General features: G+C 35.3%; 14 protein-coding genes and 1 pseudogene. All 15 read right to left on the bottom strand.

Translation table 11 applies throughout. From position 1 onward, the window contains the following. Window positions 1–521, bottom strand: a 521-nt coding sequence (locus JHC30_03490; protein ID MCI4463216.1) for an amidohydrolase family protein, incomplete at its 3' end; no start/stop codon positions are given. Then, window positions 511–1,512 (bottom strand): SIS domain-containing protein, encoded by a 1,002-nt coding sequence (locus JHC30_03485; protein ID MCI4463215.1) that lies wholly within the window; start codon window positions 1,510–1,512, stop codon window positions 511–513. The genes JHC30_03485 and JHC30_03490, both read right to left, overlap by 11 nt. A gap of 7 nt (window positions 1,513–1,519) precedes the next feature. Beyond that, entirely contained in the window at window positions 1,520–2,626 is a 1,107-nt protein-coding gene (locus JHC30_03480) for an anhydro-N-acetylmuramic acid kinase (GenBank protein ID MCI4463214.1), read from the bottom strand. Further along, window positions 2,623–3,669: a beta-lactamase family protein gene (locus tag JHC30_03475; GenBank protein MCI4463213.1), complete on the bottom strand. Its 1,047-nt coding sequence runs from the start codon at window positions 3,667–3,669 to the stop codon at window positions 2,623–2,625. Before JHC30_03475 ends, JHC30_03480 begins: the two co-directional genes overlap by 4 nt. Then, window positions 3,666–5,024, bottom strand: coding sequence for a glycoside hydrolase family 3 protein (locus JHC30_03470; GenBank protein MCI4463212.1), 1,359 nt, complete (start codon window positions 5,022–5,024; stop codon window positions 3,666–3,668). Before JHC30_03470 ends, JHC30_03475 begins: the two co-directional genes overlap by 4 nt. Next, window positions 5,017–5,748 carry a sugar phosphate isomerase/epimerase gene (locus tag JHC30_03465; protein ID MCI4463211.1) on the bottom strand — a complete coding sequence of 244 codons (732 nt, stop codon included), beginning with the start codon at window positions 5,746–5,748 and terminating at the stop codon, window positions 5,017–5,019. The genes JHC30_03470 and JHC30_03465 overlap by 8 nt, the downstream gene beginning before the upstream one ends. Continuing rightward, a complete protein-coding gene (locus JHC30_03460; GenBank protein ID MCI4463210.1) occupies window positions 5,745–6,635 on the bottom strand; it encodes an ABC transporter permease in 891 nt (296 codons plus the stop codon). The genes JHC30_03465 and JHC30_03460 overlap by 4 nt, the downstream gene beginning before the upstream one ends. 5 nt (window positions 6,636–6,640) lie before the next feature. Continuing rightward, window positions 6,641–7,606 (bottom strand): ABC transporter permease, encoded by a 966-nt coding sequence (locus JHC30_03455; protein ID MCI4463209.1) that lies wholly within the window; start codon window positions 7,604–7,606, stop codon window positions 6,641–6,643. 57 nt (window positions 7,607–7,663) lie between these two features. Next, a complete protein-coding gene (locus JHC30_03450; protein ID MCI4463208.1) occupies window positions 7,664–9,859 on the bottom strand; it encodes an S-layer homology domain-containing protein in 2,196 nt (731 codons plus the stop codon). Further along, window positions 9,856–10,920, bottom strand: a complete 1,065-nt coding sequence (locus tag JHC30_03445) for a DUF1343 domain-containing protein (protein ID MCI4463207.1) — start codon at window positions 10,918–10,920, stop codon at window positions 9,856–9,858. The genes JHC30_03450 and JHC30_03445 overlap by 4 nt, the downstream gene beginning before the upstream one ends. 1 nt (window position 10,921) lies before the next feature. Continuing rightward, window positions 10,922–11,770: an N-acetylmuramic acid 6-phosphate etherase gene (locus JHC30_03440; protein ID MCI4463206.1), complete on the bottom strand. Its 849-nt coding sequence runs from the start codon at window positions 11,768–11,770 to the stop codon at window positions 10,922–10,924. After that, window positions 11,748–12,611 (bottom strand): hypothetical protein, encoded by an 864-nt coding sequence (locus tag JHC30_03435; GenBank protein MCI4463205.1) that lies wholly within the window; start codon window positions 12,609–12,611, stop codon window positions 11,748–11,750. Before JHC30_03435 ends, JHC30_03440 begins: the two co-directional genes overlap by 23 nt. Continuing rightward, window positions 12,611–13,351, bottom strand: coding sequence for a GntR family transcriptional regulator (locus JHC30_03430; GenBank protein ID MCI4463204.1), 741 nt, complete (start codon window positions 13,349–13,351; stop codon window positions 12,611–12,613). The genes JHC30_03435 and JHC30_03430 overlap by 1 nt, the downstream gene beginning before the upstream one ends. Before the next feature lie 310 nt (window positions 13,352–13,661). After that, entirely contained in the window at window positions 13,662–15,101 is a 1,440-nt protein-coding gene (locus JHC30_03425; protein ID MCI4463203.1) for a transposase, read from the bottom strand. A 251-nt stretch (window positions 15,102–15,352) separates the two neighbouring features. Continuing rightward, window positions 15,353–15,460 (bottom strand): annotated as a pseudogene (locus tag JHC30_03420) (type I restriction-modification system subunit M N-terminal domain-containing protein). Between the last annotated feature and the right edge of the window lie 58 nt (window positions 15,461–15,518).

Genomic DNA, 15,518 nt, shown 5'->3' with positions numbered 1-15,518 from the left:
GGAATTGCATTTTCAAGTTCTGGTGCAACCGTAAACTTCCTTACATTACCATGCCTGATTAATTCCTTTGCATAATCAATATCAGGTTTTACAAAAAATCTTTCATCCATTGCTCCATGCTTTTTTGGATTTATAAAAACTCCTTCAAGGTGAATACCCAGTGGAATTGCGCCCTCAAAATCATCATTCGGATTAAAATCTTCTAAAATCTTAAGAATATTTTCTTTGGAATCGGAAACAAGCGTTGGAAGAAACGCAACTACACCTGTTTTGGGGAGTTCTTTCGACATTTTTTTAATGCCACCTATACCATCACGATTTACATCTACCCCTTCAAAACCGTGAATGTGCACATCAACAAAACCAGGCATGACCAAAAAATCGCTAAGATCAATGAAATCCGTTGTATGAAGTTTGTCGCTAATAGAAACAATAACACCATTAACAACCTCTATAAATAATTCGCTTTCTATGAATTCTGGGCAGTAGCACCTTGAAACTTTAAATACTTTATATTCCATAAGTCACCTTCTTTAATTTTGATGGTTTATCGGGATTAAGCCCCTTTTCTCTTGATAGGTAGAATGAGAAAAGTTGCAAAAATATAGCAAATACAACAGGATAAAGAAGCGTTGAAACTGAAGGAATTTTAAAAGAAAGGTTATTCAATCCCTCAACATCACTTACAACTAAAACATCGCCACCTTCATCTTTTATCCTCTTTAAAATCGCTAAGTTGGAATCATAAGTCTCATCTTTTGGCAGAAAGAATATAACAGGTGTTTCATTGGTAAGCGAAGCAATTGGTCCATGCAAAAAATCGACAGATGAAAAACCAACTGCATTTACAATTGAAGTTTCCCTTAATTTCAGCGCAAACTCAAGGGCTGTAGGATAATTAAAGCCTCTCCCTAAGATAAAAAAGTGTTTTGCAAACTTATATCTTTCTGTAAGTTTAGCGATATAATCCTCGTTTTTCAGAACATACAGAACTCCTTTGTGAAGACTTTCAAAGTCAATATCCTTGAGTACGAAATTTGCAAGATGAAGGAAAAACATAAGAGTCAAAGTATAAGTTTTAGTTGCAGAAACACTATGCTCCTCTCCTCCCCTAAGTAAGAAAGGAATATCTGAGATTTTGTAAAGTCTTGAGTTCTCGTTATTTGTGATTCCTATTGAAAGTGCATTCTCTTTGTTAAAAGTTTCAACGACTTTAACGACGTCTTCAGTTTCACCTGATTGGCTTATCGCTATTCCAAGGACATTTTTAAGTTTTGGGTACCTTTTATACCAGGTGTAAAGAGAAAATGAAGCAAAGGAAGATGGTATAGAAAAAGCATATTCAAAAACATACTTCCCATAAGTTGCAGCATTATCAGAAGTCCCTCTTGAAATAAAAATAACGGTGTTTGGAGCATAGTTTGATATTTTTTTATAAATACCCTCAAATTCGGTTTTTCTTTGAGAATACTCTTTAATAAGTTTTACGGATTCCTGAATTTCTTTATGCATAAAAAACTCATTCTCCATAAGTTATGCACCCCCAAATTGACATATCTTTCGCACCTGTAGTTTTTGGAATTCCGCATTTTTTCCTGTATTTTGTCCTAAGAGCATACAGTGCAAAGGCAGACGCCTCTTTTGATTCTGATGGAATTCCGAAATCATCTGAAAACTTAAGTTCGGTGTTTCCTAAAAGTTTTTTTAAATTTGAAACAAGTGTCCTGTTTTTGCTTCCCCCACCTGAAAGGACAACCACAGGAGGCACTTCGCCCAGGAAACGCTTGTAAGCATCATAAATGGAGTATGCAACAAAAAAGTTTGCAGTTGCTATTAAATCAAATTTGTTTATCTTACCAGAATAATAAAACTCATTAAGGATCTCCTTAAGAAATTCGTCACCAAATTCATTTCTACCTGCACTTTTCGGAGGATTTCTCTTTAAATATGGATGTGATAAGAGATACGACAAAACTTCATCGTTAATCTTGCCATTACTTGCTAATTTTCCATCTTCATCATATGGAACATCAAAAAGTGCCTTTGAAAGACCATCAAGAAGCATATTAGAAGGACCTATATCGAATGCAATAACATTATTAATATCTTTATCCTTTACAAATGTGAGATTAGAGATACCACCAAGATTCTGTAAAACGATTGGAGCAAAATCTTTAAAAACAAGATAATCAAAGTATGGAATAAGTGGAGCTCCATTTCCCGATAGCGCTATATCTTTCGCCCTGAAATTGGATACTACATCGATATGAGTTTCTACTGCTAAATAAGAAGGTTCACCTATCTGTAGAGTTGAAACTCGATCCTCATGATAAATCGTTTGACCGTGAAGTCCTATTACTTCAATAGATGATGCATCGATTTCAAGATCTTTAATAAATTCAGAAACTACTTCAGCATAAAGTTTACCAAGTTTGTAATGCAAATTAGATATATCCTTTGTAGTTCCTCTTTCGGATACATCTCGAATTAAGTCTTTAAGTGATTCCTCGAATGGATATGTTTTATAGTTTAAAACCTTAAAATCCTCTCCGTTAAGCCCGCTTTCTATAAGAGAAACGGTTATTCCATCAAGAGAAGTCCCGCTCATTATGCCTATCGCTTTCATAGTAACTCCGTGTAGACCTTATTCGAAACTACTCTCCTAAGGTGCATATGCAACATATTTTTCCTTCCAAAATAAACTCTGTTTGTAAGAAGAATAATAGAAATAGAGTTTTCGAAATCAAAAAAGATGGAAGTCCCTGTAAATCCAGAGTGGCCAATTGAGTCGTCGGGAGCAAAATCAGGTGCAATATTTAGAGACTTCCCCTTAACAAAGCCAACTGTTCTTTCTTCATTAAGCCCTTCTGTAAAAGTTGTCCTTATAAGTTTAAAAGAAAAGGGAGTTAATAGTGTCTTATCTAAAAATTTACCCTCATTCAATATAAGTAACGAAAATGTCTCAAGATCTTTCAAATTTGAAAAAAGCCCTGCATGTCCAGAAGCACCACCCAATGCCCTTGCGTTCTCGTCATGGACAACACCTTTAATATGAATACCTTTAACTAACTCTGTCTCTACAACGCTCCCCTTTGCTTCAAATCCTGTATCGAACATTCCCAAATCATCATAGAATTCCCTTGCAATTTCTTTAAGGGGTTTTTGAAGAACATCCTCAATGATGAACCCAAGAAGGATGAATCCAAGGTCACTATATTCTACAACCTCGTTTGGTAGTCTTACAAAACCAAATTTTTTAATCTTCTCTAAAGCCTCGGTTTTAGTTATTGGTTTGACATCGTGAGGTTCTTCAGTAGTAAGGCTTAGATCATCAGAAAAAAGTGGAATCCATGCTTTTAACCCAGCCGTATGAGTTATAAGATTAAGAAGCGTAACATTTGTGGGGAAATCTTTTAAGTAATAGCTAATTGGATCTTTTAGTGAAATAAGACCATCCTCGACAAGACGCAAAATAACGGGAGTGGTAAACACAACCTTTGTTAGAGATGCAAGGTCAAAAAGTGTATTTTCGTTAATAGGTTCTCCTTCTTCCCCGGTTTTTCCAGCGGTATATTCAAAAATGACCTTATCCTTCCTTAAGACTGCAAACGCTAAGCCAGTTGCAACATTTTCTTCTAATGATTTATCAAGTATTTCTCTTATTTTCATACAGGAAGCCTTCCTTTCGGTTCTAATTTTCCTCTAATAACATCGAGCGTTTTCTCTATAATTTTCGGTAGCGGTGAAAATGTGAGAATGATACAATCGACAAAGTCAAATATATGTCTATCAACAGGATCGCCAGCGACAATCACACAAACCTTATCTGCAACCTCTTTAACTTTCGATACAAGCACTTTTTGAGATTGGTGCCTAAACACATTATAAACTGATATTACAACATTATCACCTTTTGAAATCTGCGAAACTATTTTCTGAATCTCTCCTTCGTCAGGATCTAAAGAGAAATCCCCAATAGTATCTATTCCTTCTTCAACTTTAACTTCACCAAATAGAGAAAAAGAGAAAAACTTAAAATTATCCTTCGGAATAAATCCGTTATCCTTTAAAAGTGTAACATAGTAATCTTCTCTAAGAGGAATATCTTCTAATTTCTCATATTCTTTCAAGTTTTCTATTTTTTCAATATGCGAATCTAAATTAATGTGTGAGTGCTCTATGGAGTGCACCATTTCTTTTTGTATCTCAAAATTACTGCATACTGCAAGCATATCATTACCGCTTTCAAGTGCTTTTACAGGAATTTCATGAATTGGAAACACCTTTGCTCCACCCATTTCAAGATCATCTGTAAGTATTACACCATTAAAAAATTCTTTCAAAAGGTCTATGCCTTTCTTTGAAAAAGTTATCGGTAATTCATCAATAATCGGGACTATAACATGTGCGGTCATTATGAAATCAGTAATATCACTAACTTTTCTAAAAGGGAACAATGCTATTTCTAACTCATTTAAATCAAGATCACTTTTGGGAAGGACTAAATGGGGATCCTCGAGAACTTTTCCATAACCTATAAAATGCTTAGCGCATGCATAAACTCCTGCTCTGTGCAAACCAAGTATTGCTTTCTTGCCAAACTCTCCTACTAAATCTTCAGAACTTCCAAACGACCGAATCCCGATAACATTTCCTTCGGTTGCATAAATATCGACAACTGGAGCAAGATTTAGATTAATGCCATTCTTTGCAAGCAACTGCCCGCATTTAAAATAAACTTCCTCTGCATAATCGGAATCAAAGGAAGAGCCAATATTCATATTTGAAAACATAAACTTTTCGGTTTCCTTAAATCTACGAACATTTCCTCCTTCACAATCAACTGCAATAATAGGATTTTCAAATTCGTTTTTCAGTATATCTATATTTTCTTTAAGATGTTCAATATTTCTTCTAAAAAGAATGAAATTCTTTGCGCCTACAGACTTAAAAAATTTTAGCCTCTCAAGGCTCAGAACGCCTTCCTCAAATCCAAACATAAAGACTTTTCCAACATCACCCATTAATAACCTCCGAGAAGAGTTTCAAATCTTTTATAAACGACTCAGTAATCGAATCAAAATTTCTTGGGACGCTTTCAATGATAAACCTTGCATCCTTAAATTCCTTAAGAAATGATCTCAATTCTTTAAAATTTATGTTCCCTTCTCCTATCGGAAGATGAAGGTCTTTTCCTTCAATTGTATCACTTATGTGGATTTTCTTAATTCTTTCTTTGTATTTATCGCTTATAGGTATTGCTTTATTGAAGTTGCCAAATTTAAGATAATAGTGCGAAATATCAAGACAAAAATTAACATCAAATCCAGAAAAGAATTCAAAAAACTCGTTTATATCTTTAAAAAGTGTTTCAGGGACATTTTCTATTACAATATTTTGTCTATAATCAGAAAGCAAATTCATAGCGTATTCCATTCTTTTCTTTGAAGTCTCAACCCAACCGTCAAAACGTGTCGTAAAATTTCCTTCGTGAACAACTGTCTCAAATCCCTTTGAAAGTGCTTTTTTGATCTCGTTTATTGAATATTCATGGTGCGAATCTGAAAGACTTGCAATATTAACATATCGTGAGGGAGCATGAAGAGAAACAGAATAACTACCATTTAAAATTTCTTCGTAGCCAAATTCAAATACAAACTCAACCTCGTTAAGATCTTCAATCTTCAGAAGTTCGTTAAAATCCTTCCTATGCAAAATATAAGCAATTGTAGATATACCAATTTTCATTTGAAGAATTTAGGATCCATTGCATTTCTAAGGCCGTCGCCCAGGAAGTTAAAAAGTAATACAGTTACAAAAATCATAAGGCCAGGCCAAAGAACAAGCCACTGTGCAGTCCATATATATGTTTGCGCATTCATAAGCATATTTCCCCAACTTGCAGTTGGAGGCTGAACTCCAAGCCCAAAGAAAGAAAGGGCAGCTTCGGATAAGATTACTCCACCAAGCCTGAGCGTTGCCCATACTATAAAAATGTGGAAGGTATTTGGAAGTATGTGTCTTATAATAATTCGCATATTAGAAGCGCCAATTGCTTTTGCTGCCTCTACAAACTGCTCTTCAGATACAGACAATGCCTCTCCTCTTGTAAGTCTTGCAATACCAAGCCATCCAAAAACAACAAGTATAATTATAAGCTTCATTATACTGCTTGGAACTATTTTTATTTTCGCTGCAACAACAAGTATCGGAAATTCTGGGATTGCCATCATTATTTCATTTAGCCTCATTAAAGCAATATCAACCCAACCTTTCTTGTAGGCAGCAAGAATCCCAATAAATACACCAATAAAACCTGAAAGAAGTGTTACACTAAGCGAGATGAGAAGAGAAACCCTTCCTCCGTATAAAAGACGAGCAAGTTCATCCCTACCATTTTCATCGGTTCCAAGAGGATGGAGTCTTGATGGAGGCTGCAATACTTCTTGCAAATTAATATAATTAGGGTCAACTCTGTACAAAAAAGGTCCAATGATTACTATAGCATACATAAGAATGAGAAGAATTAAAGAAACCGTTGCAAGTTTGTTCTTTAAAAGTCTTCTTCTTACTTCACTCCAGTAAGTTGTGGATCTTTCAGAAACTTTTTCAACAACAATTTGTTCTTCCATCATTCACCTCACGAGAACCTTATCCTTGGGTCTAACAAAGCGTAGGCAATGTCAGCAAGAAGAAGGGAAAGCAAAAGTAAACTCGAATAGAATATAAGAGAAGCCATCGCAACCATATAGTCATTATTCATAACTGCACCTATAATAAGACTTCCCATGCCGGGGATAGAAAAGATTTGTTCAATAATTGCGGAACCGCTAAAGAAACCTGGTAATGAAAGGAAGAAAAGAGTTGCAATCGGATTCAAGGAATTTCTAAAAACATGTTTCCACAATACTTTATTTTCAGGCAAACCTTTCGCACGGGCTGTTCTTACATAATCTTTTCTCAACATCTCAAGAACAGAAGACCTTGTATACCTAACCCAACCAGTAAGACCACCAAATCCAAGAACTATAAAAGGCATAATAATGTACTTTAATCTATCAAGAAACCTTGCAAGGAGTGGAGCGCTTTCCATACCAGGAGTCATCCACCCACCAGGAGGAAGGATATGGAGTTTTACAGAAAAAAGAATCATAAGCATTAAAGAAAGCCAAAAAGATGGCATTGCAAGACCAATATATGAAATAACAGTAAAAAAGTTGTCTATGAAAGAATATTGCTTTAAGGCGGAAACATATCCAATCAATACACCAATAACCAATGAAAATGTGAAGGTAAAGATATTTATTGAAAGCGTAATTGGCATTGCTCTTTTAATAAGATCTATAACTTTCTCACCAGTTACTGCAGATATGCCAAAATTCCCTCTTAAAATTTGCGAAAGCCACATAAAATACCTTATATATACTGGCTTATCAAAACCAAAACTTTTTATAAGTTGTGAAACATAATTCTGGTCTATGTATGGGCTTGCTCTTAATTCAGCAAATGGATCGCCCATAAGACTGTAAAGAAAAAAAGAAATGAGAGTTATAAGAAAAAACTCTGGTATCATTATAAGTATTCTTTTAAGGATATAATTCCTCATTATTCCTCCCTATAAGCCTGGCTGAGGGCTTTTGCCCTCAGCCCATTTTCGTTTTCGTTATTTATCGAGGAACCAGAAGGAGGCATTCCATGTGTATCTATTTATGCCGCCTTTTGTACCGATGTAGTTCTTAAATTCTTTTCTAACAGCACTGATTCCAACTCTTTCAAGCCATGGGATCTCGGGAAGCTCTTCTGCAAATATTTCCTGGAATTTACCATAATACTCTTTTCTTTCCGTTATACTCAAAGTTGAGTATGCAAGATTTGCATACTTTGTTGCTTCTTCATTGCACCATCTTGGCCAATTCAAGCCAGAGTAATTATTTTCAGGTGTAGGAACCTGGTCACACTTGTATGAATCAAGTTTTCCAGGGAAGAGTGGGTCTTCAATCCAACCTGCAAAATACAGGTCAACCTGTGCCTGAGGAATAACTCGGCCATAGTATGTGGAAGAAGGGAATGATTGAATATCAACTTTTATGCCAAGTTTGGCAAGTTCTGATTGGATAAATACACCTGCTTGCTTTGCAGATGTTGCTGTTGTTGTGCCAAGTATAACCTTAAACTCTTTTCCATCTTTTGAAACAAGTATACCGTTTGGTCCCATTGTAAACCCTGCGTCCTTAAGAAGTTGTTTTGCTTTGTCAGGATCGTAATAGTATTTCTTAACATTGGGATTGTATGCCCAACTGCTCTTCATAATAGGACCCGTTGCCCTTGGAACATCAAAGCCATAATACTGCTTTGCGTATCCTTCCATATTTATACCGTAAGCAATAGCCTGACGGACTCTCTTATCAGAAAGAAGTGGATTCGTTGTAATGCATCCAATATAAGTTAAGCCACTTTCGCTAAAAGATATTGCTACATTAAATGCATTACTCTGTTTCAAAACTGGAACCTGTTGTGGATCAATTGATGAAGCAAGAATTGTTCCTGCAAGAAGGTTTGCAAGCCTTGTATTAGAATCAGGGATATACTTAATAACTATTCTATCAACAAGTGGCTGTCCCCATGGATAATATGGATTTCTAACAAATGAAATGTAAGAATTCTTTACCCAATTTTCGACCATAAAAGGACCGTTTCCAATTGGCTTGGTATTGAAATCACAACTGTTTATAAGTGCTGGGTCTTTAGTGTAAATTGGCTCGAGAATATGCTTTGGCAAAACACCTCTTCCAAGAACATACTGTGGATCGACGGTATTGTAATAATAAACAATGGTTGAACTATTTGGTGCTTCAACTTTTTCAATGAATCTTGCCCACATACTTGAAGCAGACACAAGTTTAATAGCAGGATCGGCAAGCAATTTCTCTGTGAATATATAGTCATCGACTGTTACTGGAGTGCCATCTGCCCACTTCAACCCAGGACGCAAATGATACGTAACTTTCATCTTCTTAACGCCATTTACTTCATAAACAGAAACAAGACCATTCTCAATGGTTGGGACTTCTTTTGCTGCAAGAGGATATGGAGTTTCATTTTCATCAAGACCAATCAAATTTGCAAATTGCAATAACCAGTAATCTCCTGATGCACCTATTGATGAGAGAGGAAGGAAAAGCGTATCTGCTTCTGTTGCAGTTGCAAGATTAATAACTCCTCCGACCTTTACAGGCTTAACAACTCTGTAAATTGCATTTGCTACCTCTGCCCTTGTTGCAGGACTTTGTGGAGCAGCAAGCCTTCCCTGTCTGTAGTTAAGCAGCTGATAGTGGTTGTTGTATGCAAGAGACATTGCACCTACCGCATAAGAAGGAATTGAGGATTCGTCATTTGAGAACACAAGCGGTTCTTTATAAGCACTTGCGTCTTTCTCTTTCCCAAGAACTCTTACAAGAAGGACAGCAAGATCTGCTCTTTTAATGTTTTCTCCTGGTTTAAATGTTCCATCAGAAAATCCCTTAATGTAACCTGCCTTTGCTGCTGCCTCTACAAATCCATAAGACCATCTTGAAGGAGGAACATCTTTGAATGTTGGATTTGCAGGTCTTACTTCCTTTAGACCCTTTGCAAGACAGATCATCTTTGCAAGTTGCTCTCTTGTTACCGGGTCTTCAGGCTTGAATTGACCGCTGCCAACTCCAGAGACAATACCCTTGCTTGAAAGATAAGTAATTGCCTCATACGCCCAGTAGTCCTCTTTCACATCAGAGAACCCTGTTCCTGCACTTACAAAACCAGTTACAAAACTACCTGCGAGTAACGCTACAATTAGTAGCATCACTACTAACTTCTTCATACGCACCTCCTTGCGTAAATTTTGTATTTATTATAAACATTATTAAGAAATTGCAAACCAGATTCTTTTTCTTCGATGTAAAATTTTTCTAAATCTTTAATGTTACCCAAAAGACCCTTATAAAGCCTTTCGATAAAAGGCATATTTTTCTCATCTAACGAAAATCCGAAGCCTTTATCAACAAAGAACTTAAATAGATAAAAGCCAAATTTCATAACATCAAATTCTTTAATATTTGAAACAAAAAACTCGACTCCAAAAAGGAGTTCGTCTTTCAAAACATCAAATCGAGGTTTGAAAACTGTTTCCCTCATTAGTAATCCATTGAGATTCAAAGACCTTAAATATTTGATGAGTTCAAGTGAATAATTTTCTTTTGTCCCCACCATTCTAAAAGGTTTTCCTGTGCCTCTTCCAATAGAAATACCAACAAGCCCTTCAAGAAGAACGAGAGCAGGATATAGATAAACCGATTGAATAGTTGTAAGGTTAAGAGACACAGATGAAAAATACATATCTAAGTTCTCATCTTCGCTTTCACATTCAAATGGAATAACTTCAACTTTTTGTCCTATGATATCGCCAAAGTATAAACCAAGTTCACCAAATGTGAAAGGATATAAAAATGGAATACCATAAGGAGACAAAATATCATTTACTGAAGAAGCCGAGCCAAAACTTCTTGAAATAGGATTTAATCTATCAAGTATAACAATTCTATAATTTCTTTCTTTTGAAACTTTAATGAGTTCAAAAAGTGCATAGACAAAGGTAAATGGTCGAACCCCAACATCCTGGATGTCTACAACAATTCCATCGATCTCATAAGGTAAATTTGGAACATCTGGATATATTGGGAAAATACTAATTCCACTAAAATAATCCTTGTAGGGTTGAAAAGTCTCTCCTCTATCAAATTCAAAATAAAGCCCATGCTCACCTGCAAGCACATATTTAGACTTTATTATATCAACGCTATTTTGAAAATTTGAATTCACGGCACTGATATTTGTAAAAAGAGCAAAATTTCTAAAGTCTCCATCTACACGGTCAATTCCCATTTTAAGACTCATATGCACTCCTGAAATTGTAGTTATGTGATTTCAAAAGATTTTCTGCTTCCTCTTTCCCAATTTTCTTCTTAATCATAATGGAAGCTATTCTTGCATCTCTAACCTCATTTACCACTTTGAATGCCTCTTCAAAAGGAACACCTGTAATTTTCGAAACAATATTCGATGCCCTTTCGACAAGCTTTTTGTTTGTGGGTTTAACAGCAACCATAAGATTACCATAGGTATAACCAAGTTTAACCATAGTGATCGTTGAAATCATGTTAAGGACAATTTTTTGAGAAGTTCCCGCAGAAAGCCTAGTAGAACCAATTATAAATTCATCACCTGTATTCAGGATTATAACCTTATTAACAAAGTTGTAGTTGACATCACTATTTGAAATAAGAATAGTTTTACAACCTGTTTCATTTGCAAACTTCAATGCACCCATAACATAAGGAGTTTTTCCGCTTGCGGATATGCCAACAACAACATCGCTACTCCTGAGGTTATGGTTCATTAAATCTGACCTACCAAGATTCTCATCATCCTCAAGATTCTCTTTCGCTTTAAATATTGCCTCAACTCCACCTGCCATTACTGGAATAAAAATGTCAGATCTTGAAAATGTAGGTTCGATTTCAGAAGCATCGAGGACTCCAATTCTTCCGCTTGTCCCGGCTCCAACATAAAAAACTCTTCCGCCATTTTTAACGGCATCGATTACAATCTCAATTGCCTCATTTATATCCGGAATAGCATTTTTTACTGCGACAAACGCTTTTTCAGTGTAATCCATAAAAATTTTTGTAAGGTCACCGATTTCCATTAAATCAAGTGGAATGTCTTTCTTCATATTCTGCCTTCCTTAGAGATGCAATAGTATTTGGATACTTTCTTTCTTTTTTTATAATTTCAAACTCCTTTGAAAGTGAATTTAAAAATACTTGCTTAAAGTACTCAGAATGTTCAAAAACGCCACCTGAAATTCCTATAGGCAACTTATCTTTGAATTCAAGCGCTCTTGCAAGGTCTTTTACTTCTTTTGCAAACAACTCTGCCGAAAACTCTATTTCATAAGCATTTGGTAAAGTTGATATAAGAAATTTACTAAAGTCTGCTATTGTCTTTGCCGGATTATCAGCATAAATTTTTTCTATAATTGAATGAGGATTTGGTTCCTTGAAATAGTCTTCTACAAGTTTGGTTCTTTTGCTCCGTATTCCTAACTGAAGTTCCTGTAAAGCATTTTTTAAAAATTCCTTACCAATAAAAAAGCCAGATCCAACATCAGATAAAGCATAGCCGAGGCCACCATAAACAAACTCCCTATGTCCATGCTTTCCGTATGAAGAAGACCCAGTCCCTGCGATACTCACTATACCGTCATTATTCTCAAAATGAGCAAAATGGACAACAACAATGTCCGGAAAGACATAAACATTGTCTGAAAATTCTAAAAGAATCTCTTTTACACCATTTGCGAAGGATGATTGGAATCCACCTGCCATGCCACATGCAATAAGTTCATACTTTTCAATTCCAATTGATTCGATTGCATTTCTAAGGTTACTAAAACTTCGTTTTGAAGAAGACGGATTTGCTTCAAGATAAAAAATATATTCATTTGTAATTCCAGAGTTGTCTTCAACTGTTCCCCTTATAGTGCTTCCTCCAATGTCAAGCCCTAACTTCATCAAAACCTCCGAAGGTGCAATCTGAGTCTGTAAAAATCCCCTCTATAGACAGACTTTACAAACTCAATAATATTACCTTTAACATCGAAGGTCCTTCTCTCTATTCGAAAAACTGGAAAATTCTTTTTGACACCGAGAGATTCGCTTTCATCCTTATTTGTAAGGGATGATTCAATTAACTCTTCCGCATAAAATGGCTCTATTCCAAATTTTTCGTAAAATGCCTTATATAGAGAACTTTCTTCTGTAAAATTATCGAGCAAGCCCTTAAATGAATCGTAAGGTATAAAAGCTTCTTCAATTGCAATAGGTATTTTATTTGAGAATCTAACTCTCTTTAAGTGATATACAGGACTTTCTAAAGGGACATTCAAATTATTACAAACTTCCTTTGAGGCATTCTCTACAGCAAGAGTTAGAATTCTTGATTTTGTATCAAATCCAAGTGATTTCATTTCTTCTGTAAATCCTGAAAGCCTTTCAACAGGGTGATCGAAGATATTTTTTGAAATGAAAGTGCCTTTTCCTCGCTCTACATATAAATACCCACTTGAAATAAGTTCTGAAACTGCCTGCCGAACTGTATTTCTACTTACATCGAAAATATCCATCAATTCTGTCTCAGATGGTATGCGACTTCCAGCTGTTAGAGTACCACTCTTTATCATTTCTTTAATTTTCTCAGAAACTTGCCTATAAAGTGGTACAGCGCTTTTTTTATCTAATCTTATCTTAGTCATACCAACATCCTTATATCTAATTATAAATATTTTTTAACACAAAGTCAAGAGTATGAGAAGAGTTATCTGAAAAACTCCTTGTATTCCCCCATTTTTTATTCGGGTGTTTAAATTTTTTACGACAAGCCTCCTTATTCTTTCATATCACCTTTTCAATTTTTTCTCCTTTTGTTGTTTTTCCTTGTCATTATTCCGTCTCTAAGGCTAAAGTGCCGTAATTATGTACTTTATTCAGGCTTTCCTTGAGCATTTTTACCATCCTCTTTATGTTGAGAACAATGAAAGTCATAAGAACCTGGATTGTTACTCTCTATTTTCCTCTATATCGAGCTCTTCTCAATCCATGCCATAGTTTTCCTTCACCAAATTTCCTTTCAACATCTTTTCTCTTCATTAAGGCTTTGTTGTAGTAATCATCTCTATCAATTGCTCTAAGTTTTAAGTCATCACTTACAAATAATCTGCACCTATCTTTCTTGTACCACTTGCACTTGTTAATACACGTTCTACATATCTTTGGATTGAAGTTGTACAGTGTCCCATTCTCCTGCCTGGATTTTCCACTCTTTGCTATGTTACCATAAGGACAGGTAATGATATCGTTCTCTTTGTCGTAAACAAATCTTTCTTCGTCTCTTTCCTTTCTTCTTGGAGGAATATATGCCTTTAAGCCTAATTCATGTATGGACCCTCTATTCCTTGCTGAGTTATAAAGTGAATCTGCTGTAACTGTATTCCCTTCTATCCCTTTTGTTTGTTCTTTTCGGAGCAGGCTTGGCAAATCTACGCTTTCATTTTCATTCCCATGAAGAAGATTTACAGATGTAACAATACCACTCTCATCCATACATATATGAGCTTTGTATCCTACAAACTTTTTCTTATCACTTTTTGCTCCGAAACGCACATCTGTATCTACAAAGGAAACAATGTGTTTCTCCTGAGATGGGTATTGTTTTCTTACGCTCTTATCATTATTTTCCTTATTGGGCTTATCTTTATCATCATCTTTGCTGTTTTTGTTACTCACATCTCCATCTTTATCTATTGTGTTATCTTTGTCTTCTTTGTCTTCATTATCTTCATTATCCTCATTATCACCCCTTCTATCTATATTATTTTCTCTATTCTCACCAATATTGTCACTCTCATTATGTCCACAGAGTTCCTCAAGCATATTGAGAAGGTCTTCTACTTCTTCACTTTCTCCGTATTGATCTTCCACTTTCTTAACAAACTCCTCTGTTTTTAATATCTCACTTTCCAATTTCTCTTTCGATGGGTTTCCATGGGCTCTTTCTCCGTTTATACATTCCTTGAACTCATCATATGCAATTTCACTAACCTTTGCTATTTTCTTTATCACTATATTTCTTCCCTGTCTTAAAATATTTACCCTGTTTGGGACAGAGACATTTCCCTCTATTGCAGTTGCATCTAAAATCTTAAGGTTCTCTTTAAGGATACCTTTCTTCTTACACTGTTCTACTACTCTATTGAACAACCTCTCAAAACGAACACTACCACATCTCTTTCTAAATACAACAAGTGTTGTATCATCAGGTATACTTTCATCAATCGATAGGTCTATGAAGTAACGGTAGAGAATGTTTACCTGACACTGCTTTACTACCTCTACATCTGACAAGTTATAGTAGAATTCAAGGAAGAGTATTTTAAAGAGAACTTCTGGTGGGTAAGCATGTCTTCCATTTTTTTGTATCGTAGAGGTCCTCAAGTTCCTTTTCAACAAAAGAAAAATCTATTTCCTTTTTTGATATCAAGAAGTATATGTTCCTTTGGTAAGAGATTATCAAAGACATAACTGTCAAAGAAATTTGTATTTTTGTTCTGTTTTCCTATCATTTTTCTCCTAACTGTATTGTTAATCTTTGAACTAATTTTACAACGTACTCAGGAAAAATCAATACAAAATGCTTCTTTTACTGATATTTTCGAAAGATTTTTTAAAGAATTAATAGATAGAGTAGGGGAAGTTTTTCAGAGAACTCCTGATAATCTCTTTATAAAAATCAGGGGTAAGATGTAGTCCTTATACTTTGGAGCATCAACCTCACCACGTATTGCGCAAGAAGCTTCCCAAAGCCAATTTTAAATCAAGTTTCCTATTGTCCACTTTTCCTCCTTACTTTCGAACTACAATTTT

The organism is Caldisericum sp., from assembly GCA_022759145.1.
Lineage (GTDB): Bacteria > Caldisericota > Caldisericia > Caldisericales > Caldisericaceae > Caldisericum.
This window is presented reverse-complemented; position numbering and strand designations above follow the sequence as displayed.

Excerpts from the sequence above, each read along its gene's own strand:
- JHC30_03485 (MCI4463215.1), bottom strand. The coding sequence starts at position 1,512 with ATGCATAAAGAAATTCAGGAATCCGTAAAACTTATTAAAGAGTATTCT.
- JHC30_03480 (MCI4463214.1), bottom strand. The coding sequence starts at position 2,626 with ATGAAAGCGATAGGCATAATGAGCGGGACTTCTCTTGATGGAATAACC.
- JHC30_03475 (MCI4463213.1), bottom strand. The coding sequence starts at position 3,669 with ATGAAAATAAGAGAAATACTTGATAAATCATTAGAAGAAAATGTTGCA.
- JHC30_03470 (MCI4463212.1), bottom strand. The coding sequence starts at position 5,024 with ATGGGTGATGTTGGAAAAGTCTTTATGTTTGGATTTGAGGAAGGCGTT.
- JHC30_03465 (MCI4463211.1), bottom strand. The coding sequence starts at position 5,748 with ATGAAAATTGGTATATCTACAATTGCTTATATTTTGCATAGGAAGGAT.
- JHC30_03460 (MCI4463210.1), bottom strand. The coding sequence starts at position 6,635 with ATGATGGAAGAACAAATTGTTGTTGAAAAAGTTTCTGAAAGATCCACA.
- JHC30_03455 (MCI4463209.1), bottom strand. The coding sequence starts at position 7,606 with ATGAGGAATTATATCCTTAAAAGAATACTTATAATGATACCAGAGTTT.
- JHC30_03450 (MCI4463208.1), bottom strand. The coding sequence starts at position 9,859 with ATGAAGAAGTTAGTAGTGATGCTACTAATTGTAGCGTTACTCGCAGGT.
- JHC30_03445 (MCI4463207.1), bottom strand. The coding sequence starts at position 10,920 with ATGGGAATTGACCGTGTAGATGGAGACTTTAGAAATTTTGCTCTTTTT.
- JHC30_03440 (MCI4463206.1), bottom strand. The coding sequence starts at position 11,770 with ATGAAGAAAGACATTCCACTTGATTTAATGGAAATCGGTGACCTTACA.
- JHC30_03435 (MCI4463205.1), bottom strand. The coding sequence starts at position 12,611 with ATGAAGTTAGGGCTTGACATTGGAGGAAGCACTATAAGGGGAACAGTT.
- JHC30_03430 (MCI4463204.1), bottom strand. The coding sequence starts at position 13,351 with ATGACTAAGATAAGATTAGATAAAAAAAGCGCTGTACCACTTTATAGG.